19 protein-coding genes are annotated in these 15,497 nt (G+C 75.3%); 8 read left to right on the forward strand and 11 right to left on the reverse strand.

The window, feature by feature from the left end; genetic code table 11:
• Positions 1 to 15 precede the first annotated feature (15 nt).
• Entirely contained in the window at positions 16 to 609 is a 594-nt protein-coding gene (locus DQ241_RS09920) for a DinB family protein (RefSeq protein ID WP_113830040.1), read from the forward strand.
• Between the two features lie 58 nt (positions 610 to 667).
• On the opposite strand, the gene DQ241_RS09925 is transcribed toward DQ241_RS09920, so the two are convergent.
• Together DQ241_RS09925 and coaA are read right to left on the reverse strand one after the other, a co-directional pair.
• Positions 668 to 871: a DUF5999 family protein gene (locus tag DQ241_RS09925; RefSeq protein WP_113830041.1), complete on the reverse strand. Its 204-nt coding sequence runs from the start codon at positions 869 to 871 to the stop codon at positions 668 to 670.
• 171 nt (positions 872 to 1,042) lie between these two features.
• Positions 1,043 to 1,996: a type I pantothenate kinase gene (gene coaA, locus DQ241_RS09930; protein ID WP_113830042.1), complete on the reverse strand. Its 954-nt coding sequence runs from the start codon at positions 1,994 to 1,996 to the stop codon at positions 1,043 to 1,045.
• A 121-nt stretch (positions 1,997 to 2,117) separates the two neighbouring features.
• Here coaA and DQ241_RS09935 point away from each other — a divergent pair, with 121 nt between their 5' ends.
• A complete protein-coding gene (locus tag DQ241_RS09935; protein ID WP_113830043.1) occupies positions 2,118 to 2,927 on the forward strand; it encodes a GNAT family N-acetyltransferase in 810 nt (269 codons plus the stop codon).
• A gap of 6 nt (positions 2,928 to 2,933) precedes the next feature.
• Here DQ241_RS09935 and DQ241_RS09940 read toward each other — a convergent pair whose 3' ends face one another.
• Together DQ241_RS09940 and DQ241_RS09945 are read right to left on the reverse strand one after the other, a co-directional pair.
• Positions 2,934 to 3,788 (reverse strand): serine hydrolase, encoded by an 855-nt coding sequence (locus tag DQ241_RS09940; protein ID WP_113830044.1) that lies wholly within the window; start codon positions 3,786 to 3,788, stop codon positions 2,934 to 2,936.
• A gap of 81 nt (positions 3,789 to 3,869) precedes the next feature.
• Positions 3,870 to 4,415, reverse strand: a complete 546-nt coding sequence (locus tag DQ241_RS09945; protein WP_113830045.1) for a YbhB/YbcL family Raf kinase inhibitor-like protein — start codon at positions 4,413 to 4,415, stop codon at positions 3,870 to 3,872.
• Between the two features lie 173 nt (positions 4,416 to 4,588).
• Between DQ241_RS09945 and DQ241_RS09950 the strand changes: the two genes are divergently transcribed.
• Both DQ241_RS09950 and DQ241_RS09955 read left to right on the forward strand, forming a co-directional pair.
• Positions 4,589 to 5,332 carry a beta-phosphoglucomutase family hydrolase gene (locus tag DQ241_RS09950; RefSeq protein WP_113830046.1) on the forward strand — a complete coding sequence of 248 codons (744 nt, stop codon included), beginning with the start codon at positions 4,589 to 4,591 and terminating at the stop codon, positions 5,330 to 5,332.
• Entirely contained in the window at positions 5,329 to 7,728 is a 2,400-nt protein-coding gene (locus tag DQ241_RS09955; RefSeq protein WP_113830047.1) for a glycoside hydrolase family 65 protein, read from the forward strand. The genes DQ241_RS09950 and DQ241_RS09955 overlap by 4 nt, the downstream gene beginning before the upstream one ends.
• A 12-nt stretch (positions 7,729 to 7,740) precedes the next feature.
• Here DQ241_RS09955 and DQ241_RS09960 read toward each other — a convergent pair whose 3' ends face one another.
• Positions 7,741 to 8,448, reverse strand: coding sequence for a M50 family metallopeptidase (locus DQ241_RS09960; protein WP_113830048.1), 708 nt, complete (start codon positions 8,446 to 8,448; stop codon positions 7,741 to 7,743).
• A gap of 95 nt (positions 8,449 to 8,543) precedes the next feature.
• Between DQ241_RS09960 and DQ241_RS09965 the strand changes: the two genes are divergently transcribed.
• Complete coding sequence (locus DQ241_RS09965) at positions 8,544 to 9,185, forward strand: LysE family translocator (RefSeq protein ID WP_113830049.1); 642 nt, start codon at positions 8,544 to 8,546, stop codon at positions 9,183 to 9,185.
• A gap of 3 nt (positions 9,186 to 9,188) precedes the next feature.
• On the opposite strand, the gene DQ241_RS09970 is transcribed toward DQ241_RS09965, so the two are convergent.
• The 3 genes from DQ241_RS09970 to DQ241_RS09980 all read right to left on the reverse strand — a co-directional run bounded on the left by DQ241_RS09970 (position 9,189) and on the right by DQ241_RS09980 (position 11,408).
• Positions 9,189 to 9,383 carry a hypothetical protein gene (locus DQ241_RS09970; protein WP_113830050.1) on the reverse strand — a complete coding sequence of 65 codons (195 nt, stop codon included), beginning with the start codon at positions 9,381 to 9,383 and terminating at the stop codon, positions 9,189 to 9,191.
• Positions 9,384 to 9,447: 64 nt separating this feature from the next.
• A complete protein-coding gene (locus DQ241_RS09975; RefSeq protein WP_233492347.1) occupies positions 9,448 to 10,125 on the reverse strand; it encodes a response regulator transcription factor in 678 nt (225 codons plus the stop codon).
• Positions 10,122 to 11,408, reverse strand: a complete 1,287-nt coding sequence (locus DQ241_RS09980) for a sensor histidine kinase (RefSeq protein WP_113830051.1) — start codon at positions 11,406 to 11,408, stop codon at positions 10,122 to 10,124. The genes DQ241_RS09975 and DQ241_RS09980 overlap by 4 nt, the downstream gene beginning before the upstream one ends.
• Before the next feature lie 138 nt (positions 11,409 to 11,546).
• Here DQ241_RS09980 and DQ241_RS09985 point away from each other — a divergent pair, with 138 nt between their 5' ends.
• On the forward strand, positions 11,547 to 12,476 hold the full coding sequence (locus tag DQ241_RS09985; RefSeq protein ID WP_113830052.1) for an ABC transporter ATP-binding protein: 930 nt from the start codon (positions 11,547 to 11,549) through the stop codon (positions 12,474 to 12,476).
• Complete coding sequence (locus tag DQ241_RS09990; RefSeq protein ID WP_113830053.1) at positions 12,473 to 13,264, forward strand: ABC transporter permease; 792 nt, start codon at positions 12,473 to 12,475, stop codon at positions 13,262 to 13,264. The genes DQ241_RS09985 and DQ241_RS09990 overlap by 4 nt, the downstream gene beginning before the upstream one ends.
• Positions 13,265 to 13,307: 43 nt before the next feature.
• Here the strand turns inward: DQ241_RS09990 and DQ241_RS09995 are convergent, their stop codons facing one another.
• Both DQ241_RS09995 and DQ241_RS10000 read right to left on the reverse strand, forming a co-directional pair.
• Complete coding sequence (locus DQ241_RS09995) at positions 13,308 to 13,667, reverse strand: VOC family protein (RefSeq protein ID WP_113830054.1); 360 nt, start codon at positions 13,665 to 13,667, stop codon at positions 13,308 to 13,310.
• 69 nt (positions 13,668 to 13,736) lie between these two features.
• Positions 13,737 to 14,342, reverse strand: coding sequence for a hypothetical protein (locus DQ241_RS10000; protein WP_113830055.1), 606 nt, complete (start codon positions 14,340 to 14,342; stop codon positions 13,737 to 13,739).
• A 502-nt stretch (positions 14,343 to 14,844) separates the two neighbouring features.
• On the opposite strand from DQ241_RS10000, the gene DQ241_RS10005 reads away from it, so the two are divergent.
• The gene (locus tag DQ241_RS10005) at positions 14,845 to 15,081 is read left to right on the forward strand and encodes a hypothetical protein (protein ID WP_113830056.1); all 237 of its coding nucleotides are present in this window, start codon (positions 14,845 to 14,847) and stop codon (positions 15,079 to 15,081) included.
• 10 nt (positions 15,082 to 15,091) lie between these two features.
• Here the strand turns inward: DQ241_RS10005 and DQ241_RS10010 are convergent, their stop codons facing one another.
• Complete coding sequence (locus DQ241_RS10010; protein ID WP_233492348.1) at positions 15,092 to 15,496, reverse strand: hypothetical protein; 405 nt, start codon at positions 15,494 to 15,496, stop codon at positions 15,092 to 15,094.
• Position 15,497 lies beyond the last annotated feature (1 nt).

Genomic DNA, 15,497 nt, shown 5'->3' on the forward strand with positions numbered 1-15,497 from the left:
TGCCATGGTGGCCCGGTGACGACGACGGACGCGAAGACCGACCTCCGGCGCTACCTGCAGGCCGCGCGTGACGCGGTGCTCTGGAAGCTCGACGGGCTCCCGGAGCGCGACGTGCGCCGGCCGATGACGCCGACCGGCACGAACCTGCTCGGCCTGGTCAAGCACCTGACCTTCGTCGAGCTCGGCTACTTCGGCGCCACCTTCGGCCGCCCGGTGGCCGCGGCGCAGGCCTGGGTCGACGACGACGGCAGCGAGCCGAACTGGGACATGTGGGCGACCGCGGAGGAGTCGCGGGAGCAGGTCGTCGAGGGCTACCGGCGGGCGTGGCAGCACGCCGACGCCACGATCACCGAGCTGCCGCTGGACGCCACCGGCGCGGTGCCGTGGTGGGGCGAGGGAAAGGACGAGGGCGAGGTCACCCTGCACCGGGTGCTCGTGCACGTCATCGCCGAGACCCAGCGGCACGCGGGTCACGCCGACGTCGTGCGCGAGCTGGTCGACGGCACGACGGGGATGCGGGCCGACGCCGGCAACATGCCGGACGTCGACGCGGCCTGGTGGGCCGCCTACCGCGAGCGCCTGGAGCAGGTGGCCCGAGACGCGGGGTGAGGCCCCGTCCGGAGGCTCGCCCCGGGCGTGCGAGGGGTGAGCGGGACGGGTTCCCCCCTCAGGCCGAGGCGAGCTCCGGGGCCACCCACTCGTGGTGGTCGGGGACGGCGCTGCCGTCGGGCAGCAGCTCGCCGTCGTCGTCGAAGAGGACGACGCCGTTGCACAGCAGGCGCCAGCCCTGCTCGGGGTGGCTGGCGACGACGGCGGCCAGGTCACGGGCGTCGCTGGACACGTCGGGGCAGGGCTGCGGGTGGTGGCACATGGTGGTTCCGTCCGTCGGCCGGCCTGTGGGGCCGGTGTTGCGATTCGTGCTCGTCCGGTTACCGAACGGAATGAGTGTGCGCGGGCTGAAGACGGATCGGGGTGATCCGCGTCACCAAGTCACCCCGTCGGGGTGGTGAGGTTCTGCCATGGCGCCGGGCCGGGGAACCGGTCAGAGCTTCCTGAGCAGCACCCGGCGGACGGAGTGGTCGGCGGCCTTCTGCAGCACGAGCCGGGCGCGCGAGCGGGTCGGCGCGATGTTGCTGCGCAGGTTCGGGCCGTTCACCGCCGACCAGATGCCCAGCGCCGTCTCGCGGGCCTGCTCGTCGGTGAGGTCGGCGAACCGGTGGAAGTACGCCGAGGTGTCCTGGAACGCGGTCCGGCGCAGCGCCAGGAAGCGGTCGACGTACCACTGCTGGATGTCGGTCTCGGCCGCGTCGACGTAGACCGAGAAGTCGAAGAAGTCGGAGAGGAAGACCTCCGGGGAGCTGCCGTCCGCCCGCCGGCCGGCCTGCAGCACGTTGAGCCCCTCGAGCACGAGGATGTCGGGCCGGTCGACCGCCTGCCGCTGCCCCGGGACGATGTCGTAGGACTGGTGGTCGTAGACGGGGGCGGCGACCTCCTCGCGACCGGACTTCACGTCGGCGAGGAAGCGCAGCAGGGCGCGGCGGTCGTAGCTCTCCGGGAAGCCCTTGCGGCCGAGCAGGCCGCGCTCCTCCAGGACCGCGTTGGGCAGCAGGAACCCGTCGGTGGTCACCAGGTCGACCCGCGGGCTGCCGGGGGAGGCGGCCAGCAGCGTCTGCAGCAGCCGGGCGGTGGTGCTCTTGCCGACGGCGACGCTCCCCGCGACGGCGATGACGTAGGGCACCTTCGCGGTCGAGTCGCCGAGGAACTCGCTCTGGGCGGCCCACAGCCGGCGGCTGGACGCGACGTGCAGGCCGAGCAGCCGGGCCAGCGGCAGGTAGACGGTGGCCACCTCGTCGAGGTCGATGCGGTCACCGAGCGAGGCCAGCTCGGAGAGCTCCGCCTCGTCCAGGGGCAGCCGCGAGCCGGCCGCCAGCGCCCGCCACGAGCCGCGGTCGAACGACGCGTAGGGCGAGATGGAGCCGCGGGTGCCTGCCGTCACGCCCCCATCGTGCCGTCCGGGTCCCCGGGGTCGTTCGCGCGGGTCACCCGGGCGGGTGGGGAGGAGGGCCGGCGCACCGCCGGGGGCGGGGAGGCGGTCCGCGCGGGTCTAGGGTGCGCGTGTGCCGACCCGCCCGGGGCTGCTCGAGTGCATCGAGCGCTACTTCGCCGCCGCGCCGCTGCCGGACGCCCGCGTGGAGCAGGTGGGCGCGCTCGACGTCCCGGTCGCCGATCCTGCCTGGCCCTACCCGGCCCGGCCGCGGCGCGATGCCGGACGGGTCACCGCGGCCGACGTCCGGGCCGCCCTGGAGCTGCAGCGCTCGGCCGGGCTGCCCGAGGCGCTGGAGTGGATCCCGGAGTGCTCACCGGAGATCGCCGCCGTGGCGCGTGCCGCCGGGCTCCCCGTCGAGGAGCTGCCGCTGCTGGTCGCCGACGACCCGGTCGAGGTGCTGCTGCCCGCAGGGGTGCGGCTCTACGTCGTCGGCGCCGACGACCCCGAGCTCCCGCACTACCAGCAGGTCGCCGTCACCGCGTTCGCCCACCCGGGCGGGCGGGCCGACGTGCGGGCGACGCCCCCGGACCTCTCGCCCGAGGGGCGGGCGCGCACCGCCGTGCTGCGGGAGCGGATCGCCGCCGGGCGCACCGTGATGATGGTGGCCATGGAGCAGGGCCGGCCGGTCGCGGTCGGCTCCCACCAGCCGGTCGACATCGACGGGACCGAGGTCAGCGAGATCGTCGGCGTGGCCACCCTGCCCCGGCTGCGGGGCCGCGGCCTGGGCGCGGGAATCACCTCGGCCCTGGCCGCGCACGCCCGGGAGAGCGCCGACCTGGTGTTCCTGGTCGCCGGGGACGACGACGTCGCGCGGGTGTACGAGCGGATCGGCTTCGCCCGCCTGGCCACCACCGCGGTGGCCGAGCGCCCGGCGGCCTGAGCGCGGTCAGCACCGGGGGTCCGGCGGGGCCGGCAGCGCCGCGGCCACCGCGTCCAGTCCCGCCCGCGCCGCGGCCCACCCGGTCCCGGCGGGCAGCTCGCTGAGCAGGACGACCACCTCGCCCTCCCGCACGCCCGCCGAGTGCAGGTGCCGCCGGCCGTCCACGCAGCACATCCACCCCTGCTTGGCGGCGGGCCCCGGCGCGGCGAGGACGCCGTAGCGCTGGTCGAACCCGTCGGCGGCGGTGGCCGTCGTCCCGCGCAGCCAGCCGAGCAGCGACGCGGCGTCGTCGGGGTGGGCGACCGCCGGCAGGCGGGCGAGGAAGACCGCGACGTCCCGGGCGGTGGTGGTGCTCTGCCCCCACCGGCCCGGGACAGCCGGGGGAGCGGTGCCGGTCAACCCGTAGCGGTCCGCCACGTCGGAGACCATGCGCCCGCCGCCGTGGCGGACCCAGAGGCGCGAGGCAGCGGCGTCGTCGGACCGGCGGACCATGTCGGCCAGCAGGGCGGAGTCCTCGGGCGGCACCGGCACCCCGGCCACCCGGGCGCGGTGCAGCACGTCCTCGGCGACGAACAGCTTGACCAGCGAGGCGGTCGGGAAGGGCCGGTCCCCGTCGGGGGAGAGGGCCAGGCGCACGACCCCCTCGTCCGTGCTGGCCGTCGCGACCGCCGTGGTCCCGCCCGGTACGCCGGCCCGCGCGGCCGCCGCCACCTGCGCCGCGGCGGCTTCCGGGCCGGGGTGACGGAGGCCGTCGTCGCCCGGGCGGCGCGGCCCGAGCTGCAGCGTCTCCGCCAGCAGCACCGTCAGGAGCGACACCAAAAGCCGCACGACGGCCCGCCGGCCGGCCGTGACCGGGAGCACCCCTCCAGGGTGCGCCTGCGGCCGCCCACTGCTTCACGGTTCATGCAGCGGACGGCGCGCCCGGGACCGCGGGCGCCGGGATCACTCCTCTTCGTAGGTGACGACCATCGTCGCGCGGGCCAGCGTGTGGAAGAACAGGTTGAACCCGAGCACGGCCGGGGTGGTGTCGGCGTCGACGTCGAGCCGCTCGGTGTCCACCGCGTGCACCACGACGAAGTACCGGTGCGTGCCGTGACCCGACGGGGGAGCGGCACCGACGTAGCCGGCGAAGCCGCCGTCGTTGCGCAGCTGCAGCGCGCCGTCGGGCAGCCGGGGCGTGTCCTTGTCGCCCGCCCCGCTCGGCAGCTCGGTGACCGACGCAGGGATGTTGGCGACCGCCCAGTGCCAGAACCCGCTGGCCGTCGGGGCGTCGGGGTCGTAGACGGTGACGGCGAAGCTGCGGGTGCCCTCCGGGAACCCCGACCACGACAGCTGCGGCGAGCGGTCCTCGCCACCGGCGCCCATCACGCCGCTGACGTGCGGCGTGGCCAGCGGCCGGCCGTCGGCGCAGTCGGTGCTGGTCACCGTGAAGGAGGGCACCTGCGGCAGGAAGTCGTACGGGTTCGGCGGGGTGGGCCGGTCGGCCATCGGTGCGCTCCTCGGGGTTCGCGGCGTCCTGCCTGGTGGGGCGGGGGACGGTCGGTGCCGTCCCCCCCGCGACCCTAGGCAGGCACGTCGCCGTTCGCGCGCCGGCCGGTGCCGTGACGAGGGCGCCCCGCGTTCGACACGTGCGCGGCGCGGGACGCCGGTAGCGTCGCACCGTGCCCCGTCCCGGCCTCGGTCTGCCCGACACCGTCCGCGCCTGCCTGTTCGACCTCGACGGCGTGCTGACGCGCACCGCGACGGTCCACTTCGCGGCGTGGAAGCGGACCTTCGACGAGTACCTGCAGGCCACCGATCCGGCCGCGCCGCCGTTCAGCCAGGACGACTACAACCGGTTCGTCGACGGCAGACCGCGGGCCGACGGGGTCCGCGGTTTCCTCGCCAGCCGGGGGATCGAGCTGCCGGAGGGAGAGCCGGGTGATCCCCCGGACGCGGCGACGGTGCAGGGCATCGCCGGCCGCAAGAACGAGCTGGTCCTGCGCGAGCTCGAGGAGCACGGCGTGGAGGTGTACCCGGGATCGGTGCGCTACCTGCGCGCCGTGAAGGCGGCCGGCCTGGCCACCGCCGTCGTCACCGCCTCGGCGAACGGGGAGCAGGTGATCGCCGCCGCCGGTTTCGCCGACCTGATCGACACCAGGGTCGACGGCGTCGTCGCCGCGCGCGAGGGGCTGCGCGGCAAGCCCGAGCCGGACACCTTCCTGGCCGGCGCGCGGGCGCTGGGCGTCGCGCCGTCGGAGGCAGTGGTCTTCGAGGACGCCCTCGCCGGCGTCGCGGCCGGGCGGGCCGGCGGTTTCGGGTACGTGGTCGGGGTCGACCGCGTCGACCAGTCCGACGCCCTGGCCGAGGCCGGCGCCGACGTCGTCGTCGACGACCTGGAGCTGCTGCTGGGGGAGCAGCCGTGACCGAGGGGCGGGCCACCTTCCCGATCGAGCCGTGGTCGCTCACCGAGGTGGGCCTCGACCACGGCTCGCTCGGCGTGCACGAGTCGGTGTTCGCGCTGGCCAACGGGCACATCGGGATGCGCGGGTCCTTCGACGAGGGCGAGCCGGTCGTCGTCCCCGGGACCTACCTCAACGGCTTCTTCGAGGAGCGGCCGCTGCCGTACGCCGAGGCCGGCTACGGCTATCCCGAGCAGGGCCAGACGGTCGTCAACGTCACCGACGGCAAGCTGATCCGGCTGCTGGTGAAGGACTCGCCGCTGGACCTGAACTACGGCGAGGTGCTCGAGCACCGGCGCACGCTGGACCTGCGCGCGGGGGTGCTGCGCCGCACGACCGAGTGGCGCTCGCCCGGTGGCCGCTGCGTGCGGGTGACCAGCACCCGGCTGGTCTCGCTCACCCGGCGGTCGATCGCCGCCGTCGAGTACCAGGTGGAGGTCATCGACGACCTCGGTGACCTCTACGTCGCGCTGCAGTCGGACCTGCTGGCCAACGAGATGCACGGCACCGAGAGCGAGGACCCGCGGGCGGCGGCGTCGTTGAGCCGCCCCCTGCAGGCGGAGTTCTCCGTGGGCCGGGGCCGCCGGGCGGTGCTGGTGCACCACACCAAGCGCAGCCGGCTGCGGCTGGCCGCCGGCATGGACCACGTCGTCCAGATCCCCGACTCGAGCACCGAGGACATCGAGGCCAACGGCGACCTGGCCCGCTACACCCTCGCGGCGCGGATCCCGCCCGGGGGCTCGCTCAAGCTGGTCAAGTTCCTGGCCTACGGCTGGTCCTCCCGCCGCTCCGGCGCCGCCCTGCGCGACCAGGTCGAGGCGGCGCTCGCCACCGCGAAGCTCGCCGGGTTCGACCGGCTGCTGCGCGAGCAGCGGGAGCTGCTGGACCAGCACTGGGACGAGGCCGACGTCGAGATCGAGGGCGACGGCGAGCTGCAGCAGGCCGTGCGGGTGGGCATGTTCCACGTCCTGCAGGCCGGGCTCCGCGGCGAGCGGCAGGCCATCCCCGCCAAGGGGCTCACCGGCCCGGGCTACGACGGGCACACCTTCTGGGACACCGAGACCTACGTGCTCCCGGTGCTCACCTACACCGCGCCGCACGCCGTCCGCGACGCGCTGCGCTGGCGGCACTCGACCCTGGAGCTGGCTCGCGAGCGGGCCCGGGTGCTGGGCCGCCGCGGTGCCGCGTTCCCGTGGCGCACCATCCGCGGCGAGGAGACCTCGGGTTACTGGCCCGCGGGCACGGCCGCCTTCCACATCAACGCCGACATCGCCGACGCCGTCGTCCGCTACCACAACGCCACGCTGGACGAGGACTTCGACCGCGACTTCGGCGCCGAGCTGCTGATCGAGACCGCCCGGCTGTGGGCCTCGCTCGGCCACTTCGACGCCGAGCACGGCTTCCGGATCGACGGCGTCACCGGCCCGGACGAGTACACCGCCGTCGTCGACAACAACGTCTACACGAACCTCATGGCGCAGCGGAACCTGCGCGAGGCGGCCGCCGCGGTGCGCCGCCAGCCCGAGGTCGCCGGCCGGCTGGCCGTGGAGCCGGAGGAGGTGGAGACCTGGCTGCGCGCGGCCGCGCTCATGGCGGTGCCGTACGACACCCAGCGCGGGGTGCACATGCAGTCCGACGGGTTCACCCACCACGAGGAGTGGGACTTCGCGAGCACGCCGGCCGACCACTACCCGCTGCTGCTGCACTACCCCTACTTCGAGATCTACCGGAAGCAGGTGGTCAAGCAGGCCGACCTGGTCATGGCGCTGCACCTGCGCGGGGACGCCTTCACCCTCGAGGAGAAGATCGCGAACTTCGCCTACTACGAGGCCCGGACCACCCGCGACTCCTCGCTGTCGGCGTCGCAGCAGGCCGTGGTGGCGGCGGAGACCGGCCACCTGCAGCTGGCCTACGACTACTGGGCCGAGGCGGCGCTGACCGACCTGCAGAACCTGCACGAGAACTCCGGGCACGGGCTGCACATCGCGTCGCTGGCCGGCGGGTGGACCGTCGCCGTCGCCGGCTTCGGCGGGCTGCGCGACCACAACGGCGAGCTCACCTTCGCCCCGCGGCTGCCCGAGCGGATCACCCGGCTGCGCTTCCGCGTGGTCTACCGGGGCCGCAAGCTCACCGTCACCGTCACGCCGGACACGGCCACCTACCGGCTGGTCGACGGCGATCCGCTGGAGATCCGCCACCACGGCCGGGAGGTCACCGTCGACCACGCCGACCTGGTGCTCGACATCCCGGAGCCGCCGAAGGTCGACCCGGTGCACCAGCCCCCGGGCTGCCAACCGCGCCGCCGCACCCGACCCGGCACGCCGCCCGCCGCGCACCCCTCGGCCGACGACCGCCACTGAAGGCGGCCGCTGTCAGGTCAGCAGCCACCGCGCGCCGAGGAGCAGGGCGCCGACGTCGACGACGAGGAACACGCCCACCCAGACCAGCCCCGGGATGCGGGTGAGGCGGGCCAGCTGGTCGGCGTCGGAGTCGGGGGCGCGCCGACGGCGGCGGGCGGTGTGCAGCTCCAGCACGGTGCGCGGCGCGGCGAGCAGCAGGAACCAGGTGGCCAGCGCCGCGAACGCGGTCTGCCCGTCCGGCGGCAGCCACCAGGTTGCCGCGAAGACCACGGCTCCGGTGACCAGCACCGACCACAGCCCGTACCAGTTGCGGATCTGCACCAGCAGCAGCGCGAGCAGGACCAGCAGCGCCCAGAGCAGGCCGACCGCGTGGCCGGAGGCGAGCAGCGCCGCGGCCCCCAGCCCGATCAGACCGGGGCCGGTGTAGCCGGCCGCGCAGGTGAGCACCATGCCGGGCCCGGTGGGGCGGCCGGCCGACACCGTGAGCCCCGAGGTGTCGGAGTGCAGCCGGATGCCGGACAGCCGCCGTCCGACCAGCAGCGCGACCACACCGTGCGCGCCCTCGTGCGCGATCGTCACCACGTGCCGGGTCAGCCGCCACAGGACGGGGGAGAGCACCAGCAGCGCGGCGGCCGCGGCGGAGCCCAGCAGCAGCTCGAGCGGCGGGGGAGGGGCGGTGGCGGTGACGCGGTCCCAGAACCCCCCGAGGCCGCCGTCCACGACGCAGCAGTCAACCGCACCCCCCTGGCAACCGGCCGGAGGCCGGGCCGGCAACCGCGTGGACGGGCCGGCCCGCCCGCTGCGACGATCCAGGCGTGGACCTGCTCGCGACCCTGCCGGCTTTCCTGCTCGCCGTGCTGCTGATCTCCGCGTCGCCGGGTCCGGCGATGGCCCTCATCCTGCGACGAGCGGCGCTGCGCGGCTTCCGCGGCGCCGTGCCCACCGTGCTCGGGCTGGAGCTGGGGCTCTACCTGTGGGCGCTGGCGGCGGCCGCGGGTGTGGCGCTTGTCGCGGCGTCGGAGGCCGGCTTCCTCCTGCTGCGGGTGGTGGGCGCCGCAGTGCTGATCGTCCTCGGCGTCCGCGCCTGGCGGGCCGCCTGGCGGCAGCGGGGGAGCGGCGGGTCCCTCGACCCCGAGCCGGCCACCCCGTCGCGGCGGCGCTGGTGGACGGCGTTCGGCGAGGGCGTGCTCGTGCAGCTGGCCAACCCGAAGGCGGCGATCTTCATGCTGGCCTTCTACCCGCAGTTCGTGCCGGTGGACGGGCCGGTCTTCGCCACGACGGCCGCGCTCGCCCTGCTGCAGGTGGCCGTGGAGACGGCGCTCTACCTCGCGCTGGCGGCCGCCGTGGCCCGGGCGGGCACGTGGTTCCGCCGGCCCCGCGTCCGGCGGCGGCTGGAGGCCGTGAGCGGAACGGTGCTGGTCGTCCTCGGTCTCCGGGTGGCCGCCGCCGGGCGCTGACGCTCAATTGCCCGGCTTGACCGCCTTGCCGCGCTCCTGCTCCGCCTCGTCGGCCTGGTAGGCGCCGGGCACCGCCGTCGCCGAACCGTCGTCGTCCGTTCCGGGGGTGAGCGGCCGGTCGGTCAGGTTGCCGGGACCGGGGGAGGGGGTGCCGCCGGGCTCGCGGTGCTCGTCGGTGTCGGGACGGGACTCCGTCATGGTTCCTCCTGGTGGGGTGGGTTCCCGCCCGCTACCCGGCCGGGGCGCCGGAGGAACGGGCCCGTCAGAGCAGCCCGGCGTCGTGCACCACGAGGGCCACCTGCACCCGGTTGCCCGCCTCCAGCTTGACGAGCAGGCGGGAGACGTGCGCCTTGACCGTGGCCACGCTCATGTAGAGCTCGGCGGCGATGTCGGCGTTGGACAGCCCCCGGCCGACCGCCAGGGCCACCTCGCGCTCCCGCTCGCTGAGCCGGGCCAGGAGAGCGCGGGCGCGGTCGCCGTCGTCGTCCCGCGGTGCGGCGGCCTCCGCCACGTGCGCGATCAGCTGGCGGGTGACGGTGGGGGAGAGCATCGGCTCGCCGTCGGCCACCCGGCGGACCGCGTCGACGATGTCCGCGGGCGGGGTGTCCTTGAGCAGGAAGCCGCTGGCGCCGGCTCGCAGAGCGCGCAGCACGTGGTCGTCGGCGTCGAACGTGGTGAGCACGATGACCTGCGGGGCGTCGCCGCCGGCCTGCAGCCGCTCGGTGGCGGCCAGGCCGTCCACCCGGGGCATCCGGATGTCCATGAGCACGACGTCGGGCGCGGTGGCGGCGACCGCGGCCGGCACCTCGTCGCCGTCGGCCGCCTCGCCGACCAGCCGCAGCCCGTCCGCCCCGCCGAGCACCATCGACAGGGCCGCGCGCACCAGCGGGTCGTCGTCGACCACCAGCACCCGGACCGCGGCGCCCTCCGGCGCCGTCACGCCGCGCCACCGGCGGCCGGCCAGGGCAGCCGGGCGCGGAGCCGGAACTCGCCGTCGGGCGTCCAGCCGTGCTCCAGGCTGCCGCCGGCCAGGCTGACCCGCTCGAGCAGGCCCACGAGACCGGTGCCGCTGCCCGGTACGGAGGAGGGCTGCGAGCCGCCGACGCGCAGCGGGTTGCGCACCTCCACGGTGAGGCCGGTGGCCGCGGCGCCGTCGACCAGCACGTCGGCGACCGTGCCCGGGGAGTGCTTGCGCACGTTCGTCAGCGCCTCCTGCACCACCCGGTAGGCCGCCCGCCCCGCCGAGGCGGGGACCTCGGCCAGGTCGGCCACCTGGTACCGGGCCCGGACCCGCAGGCCCGCCTGCCGGCTCTCCTCGACCAGTGCGGGCAGGTCCACGAGCGTGGGCTGGGGTGGCTCGACGGCACCCGGCTCCCGGGCGGTCCGCAGCACGCCGATGACCTCGCGCAGGTCCTCCAGCGCCTGGTGGGCGCTCGCCCGGATCACGCCGGCGGCGGCCGCGACGTCGGCCGGCGGGGCGTCCGGGCGGAACTCCAGCGCCCCGGCGTGCATGCTCAGCAGCGACAGCCGGTGCGCGAGGACGTCGTGCATCTCGCGGGCGATCCGGGTGCGCTCCAGCTGCTGGGCCTGCTCGACGCGCAGCCGCTGCTCGGCCTCGGCGCGGTCGGCGCGGTCGCGCAGCGACACCACCAGCTGGCGGCGGGCGCGGACGAACATGCCCCAGGCCACCACCGCCGCGGTCGCCACGGTCCCGATCGCCAGGAAGGCGGGGGTGGGCAGCTCGGGATCCGGCCGCAGCCGCAGGTACACGGCGAAGGAGGCCAGGTTCGCCGCGGTGACGACGGCCACCGGCTGCCAGGTGCGGTGCACGGCGACGGTGAACAGGCTGATCAAGACGGCGAAGCCGGCCATGTCCGAGAAGGCGCCGGGCACGGTCAGCAGCAGCGCGAGGCCCACCGGCCACCGCCGCCGCGCCCAGAGCAGCAGGCACGCCAGCGAGCCGGCGACCAGGTCGAGGAACAGCAGGCCGTCCGACGGCGGCGCGGCACGGCCGGCGGCCTCGGCGAACGCGAGCAGGCCGGCCACGACGGCGACGAGGAACAGCGCGACGTCGACCACCCAGTCCCGGACCGATCGCGGCACCCGGCCGCGCCCGTCGGCGGCCTCCGGGGAGAGCGAGTCGGCCAGCAGCAGCGCGGGGACCAGCGACGGGTGGTCGATGCCCGGAGGGGACCCGGCAGCGGGGCGGACGGCGGTGGGCACCCTCGCAGGCTACGGACGACGGACGTCGGTGGCATCGACCGAAGGTCGCGAACGCGGGGGAAACGGTCGACCAAGGTCGAGGGGGAACCGCCGTCGGGCTGACGCGGTCCGCCGGGCGGCCACGGCAGGGTGGTCCGCGTGATCTCCGTCGAACACCTGACCAAGCGGTACGGCGCCCAGCTCGCCGTCTCCGACGTCTCCTTCAGCTGCGCGCCCGGGACCGTCACCGGCTTCCTCGGACCCAACGGGGCCGGGAAGTCCACGACCCTGCGGGCGCTCTGCGGGCTGACGCTGCCCACCACCGGCACCGCGACGATCGGCGGGCGGCGCTACCGCGAGCTGCCGAACGCCGGCCGGCACATCGGCGTGCTGCTCGACGCCGGTGCCCAGCACGCCGGCCGGACGGGGCGGGAGGCGCTCACCCTGTCCGCGATGGTCCTGGGCGTCGCACCCCGGCGGGTGGACGAGGTCCTGGAGCAGGTCGGCCTGGCGGGGAAGCCGGCCGGCAAGCGGGTCGGCAAGTACTCGCTGGGCATGCGGCAGCGGCTCGGCCTGGCATCGGCGCTGCTGGGTGACCCGCAGGTGCTGGTCCTGGACGAGCCGGCCAACGGGCTGGACCCCGAGGGCATCTTCTGGATGCGCGGGCTGCTCCGGGGCTTCGCCGACCGCGGCGGTACCGTGCTGCTCTCCTCGCACCTGCTGCGCGAGGTGGAGGCGGTCGCCGACCGGCTCGTCGTCATCGCCGGCGGCCGCATCGTGGCGCAGGGCGGCAGCGAGGAGCTCCTCGCCGGGACCGGCACGCTGGTCCGGGCCCGCGACCGCGGCGCGCTGGCGGCGGCGCTGGCGGCGGCCGGCATCGGCGCCACCGCCGGGTCGGCGGACTCGCTGGTGGCCGACGGGACCGCCGAGGCGGTCGGGCTGGCCGCCGCCCGCTCGGGCGTGCCCCTGCTGGAGCTGCGGCCGGCCGGCGGCGACCGGCTCGAGGAGCTCTTCCGCTCGCTGACCGGCCCGAGCGCCGGCGGCGCCCCGACCGCGACCGCCCCCCAGATCCAGGAGACCCGGGCATGAGCACCGCCACCGTCCCGTCCACCGCGTCCACGCCGTCGCCCGGCTCGGCCCCGGCGCCGTCGCTGCTGCGGCTCACCCGCGTGGAGCTGCGCAAGACCAGCGACACCCGCGCCGGGTTCTGGCTGCTGCTCGTCGTCGGCCTGACCACGGTCGCGGCGGTCGCGCTGCTGCTGTTCGCCGGGGACGAGCAGGACCGCACCCTCGCGAACTTCTTCGCGATCACCCAGCTGCCGATCAGCCTGCTGCTCCCGGTGCTGGGCATCCTGCTGGTCACCAGCGAGTGGTCGCAGCGCACGGCCATGACCACGTTCGCGCTGGTGCCGGCGCGCTCGCGGGTGCTGACGGCGAAGGTCCTCGCCGCCACGGTCCTCGGCGTGCTGGGGGTGGCTGCCGCGGCCGTCGCCTCCGCCCTCGGCGCGCTCCTCACCCCGGTGCTCACTTCCCACAGCGCCGACTGGAGCCTCTCGGGAGCGCAGGTCGGGCAGGTGCTCGTGGCGCAGGTGGTCACGGTCCTCGTCGGCGTCGCCTTCGGCATGCTGCTGCTCAGCTCCCCGCTGGCGATCGTCCTGTACTTCGTGCTCCCGACGGTCGTGACCGTCGTGTCGAACACCGTCGGCAGCCTCACCTGGATGCGCGACTGGCTGGACCTCGGCACCACGCTGGCCCCGATGTACGACGGCACGCTCGACGGCCAGGGCTGGGCGCAGGTGGCGACGTCGCTCGCCCTCTGGGGCGTGGTGCCCCTGGTCGCCGGCTGGGTGCGCATCGAGCGCAGCGAGATCGGCTGACCCGGGTCCCGGTCGTTCCCCGGCGCGGGGAGCGACCGGGACCTCACAGCTGCTGGGTCAGGTTCACCGCGTTGCCGTCCGGATCGCTGATGTGCGCGACGCGCTGACCCCAGGGCATGTCGTTCGCACCGGACCCCGACCGGCCACCCAGGGCGGTCACCCGCGGCAGCAGCGCGTCGACGTCGGGGACGTCGATGCTCAGCACCACGCGGGTCGGCGCGCCGGGGGAGACGTCGCCGTCGGCCACGAGGCCGAGGTGGGAGTCGCCGATCCGGAGCCCGACGAAGAACACCGGCCCCTCCTCGGGGACGCGTTCGGCCTCCGTGGCGCCCAGCAGCTCCGTGTAGAAGGTGCGCAGGCGCTCGAGGTCGGACGTCACGATGATCGGGCTGACGGTGGGCACGGGTCCTCCTGTCGGACGGGGCGTTCCCGGGTACGACGCCGCGGACGGCGGGGGCTCATCGGGAAAACGTCACCGTGACGAAAAGTCGCCGGACGCGGGGGCGAGCAGCCAGCGGGCGAAGAGGGCATCACCGGCCAGTTCGGTCCGCCACTGGACCCAGATCCGGAAGCCGTGGGCGGTGGCGCGCAGCAGCGGACCGCCGGCGTCGTCCTGGCGCTCGTCGTACGCGTCGGACGTCGGCGTGGCCCGGGGTGCCTCGGGAACCAGGGGAGCGGCCTGGACGCCGGCGCCGTCGAGCGCGGCGCTGATGAACGCGAGCCGGCCGCTGGGGACGGCGACGTGGTCGCCCGGGTCTCCGGCGTCGTCCGGGTGGGCCAGCGCGGCCTGCAGGGCGGCGGGGTAGTCGCCGGCGTTCACCTGGAGGACGGCGACGGCGCCGTCGTCGGCGCGGTAGATCTCGAGCCAGCCCTCGTCGCCGACCTCGGCGTCGGTGAGCAGGAGAGCGGCACGGCCGGCGCCCACGGGGACGCTGGTGACCTCGTAGCCGAGGTCGGGCACGAGTTGCTCGTAGTGGCCCTCGGTCTCACCGGACCAGTCGGGCAGCAGATCGGCGTCGAGGGCGAGGAAGGGCTCGCCGTTGGTCCAGCAGCGGCCGACGTGGGTCCAGGTGCGCATGCCGCCATCGTCGCCCAGCAGGGCGGTCAGCCGGTGGTGGAGCGGGTTGCCGTCGTATGAGTTGACATAATGTGCATTATCGGCGGTGGATCCGGAGGCTCAGAAGGGGTTGGTCGCCGTGCGCGGCCGGCGCCGACGCTCGCCGCTCGCGGGCGCTGTGCCCTCCGTGCACCGTCGCGCGCCGTCGAGCGCCGTCGAGCGCCGTGTTCGCACTCGGGCGTTCCGAGCAAGCTGCCCTGGCCGGGCGCACGGTCCGGATCGAGGTCCGCCGTCCGCGCCCGGGTCGATCATCCGCGCCTGCTCCCCCGTGCCGATCTTGATCTCTGTTGATCTTGATGCGGGCTGCCGTGTGGCCATGACGGGCCGACAACCGTCTCAGGCGCTCCGGGGCCACCTCTTCCCCCATCCGACCACACCACCCGAATTGCGTAACTGTGACGAAAGGTGGGTGGTCGAGGTGCTTCGACGGGCGGTCCGGCGCCGACGTTCGTAGGGTCGAGGCATGCGCATCCGACGACCGATCGCCGCACTGTTCACCGCACTGGCGTTGTTCGGGGGTGGCGCGACGCTGACCGCCTGCGGCGACCCGGCGACCCCGAACGAGGGGACGACCGACGGCAACGGGAGCGACGAGGAGCTCGACGACGAGGACGCCGACCGGGAGAACCTGCCGGACAACAGCAACCCGGACCCGGGCAACGAGGACGACCAGAACGACGACACGCAGGACCCGGACTGAGCCGGGGCGCTCAGGAGCGCTCGGTCACCCAGAGGCGGTCGAGCCGGCCGGTCGAGCGCACGAGATCGGCCAGCGACCGCTCGAGCTCGGCCTTGGTGGGCTTCTCGGTGAGCAGCGTCTCGACGTCCTCGAGGGCGCAGCGCAGCTGGTAGAGCCGGTCCTGCAGCCCGTCGAGCTCGGCGCGGGACACGAGGACGACGTCGGCCGGCAGCCCCGCCTTGGCGGTGGCCGAGCGCTGCTCGTAGGCGCGCTGCCGGCAGGCCTGCCCGCAGTAGAGCCGCGGACGACCGACCGACCCCTGCTCCGGCAGGACCCGCCGGCACCAGCCGCAGCGCCGTTCCTCGCCCCTCCCCCGCGTCGGGGCGGGGGAGAGCTGCGGGGAGGTCATGGTGCTCGACGCGTGCTGCTGTGCCACG

Origin of the sequence: Blastococcus sp. TF02A-30, assembly GCF_003319185.1 — a bacterium.
In the GTDB taxonomy this organism is placed as follows: Bacteria; Actinomycetota; Actinomycetes; order Mycobacteriales; family Geodermatophilaceae; genus Blastococcus.

Bases quoted from the DNA above. Each gene is read 5' to 3' on its own strand.
- DQ241_RS09925 (WP_113830041.1), bottom strand. From the start codon at position 871: ATGTGCCACCACCCGCAGCCCTGCCCCGACGTGTCCAGCGACGCCCGT.
- DQ241_RS10000 (WP_113830055.1), bottom strand. From the start codon at position 14,342: ATGCGCACCTGGACCCACGTCGGCCGCTGCTGGACCAACGGCGAGCCC.
- DQ241_RS09970 (WP_113830050.1), bottom strand. From the start codon at position 9,383: ATGACGGAGTCCCGTCCCGACACCGACGAGCACCGCGAGCCCGGCGGC.
- DQ241_RS10005 (WP_113830056.1), top strand. From the start codon at position 14,845: ATGCGCATCCGACGACCGATCGCCGCACTGTTCACCGCACTGGCGTTG.
- DQ241_RS09945 (WP_113830045.1), bottom strand. From the start codon at position 4,415: ATGGCCGACCGGCCCACCCCGCCGAACCCGTACGACTTCCTGCCGCAG.
- DQ241_RS09990 (WP_113830053.1), top strand. From the start codon at position 12,473: ATGAGCACCGCCACCGTCCCGTCCACCGCGTCCACGCCGTCGCCCGGC.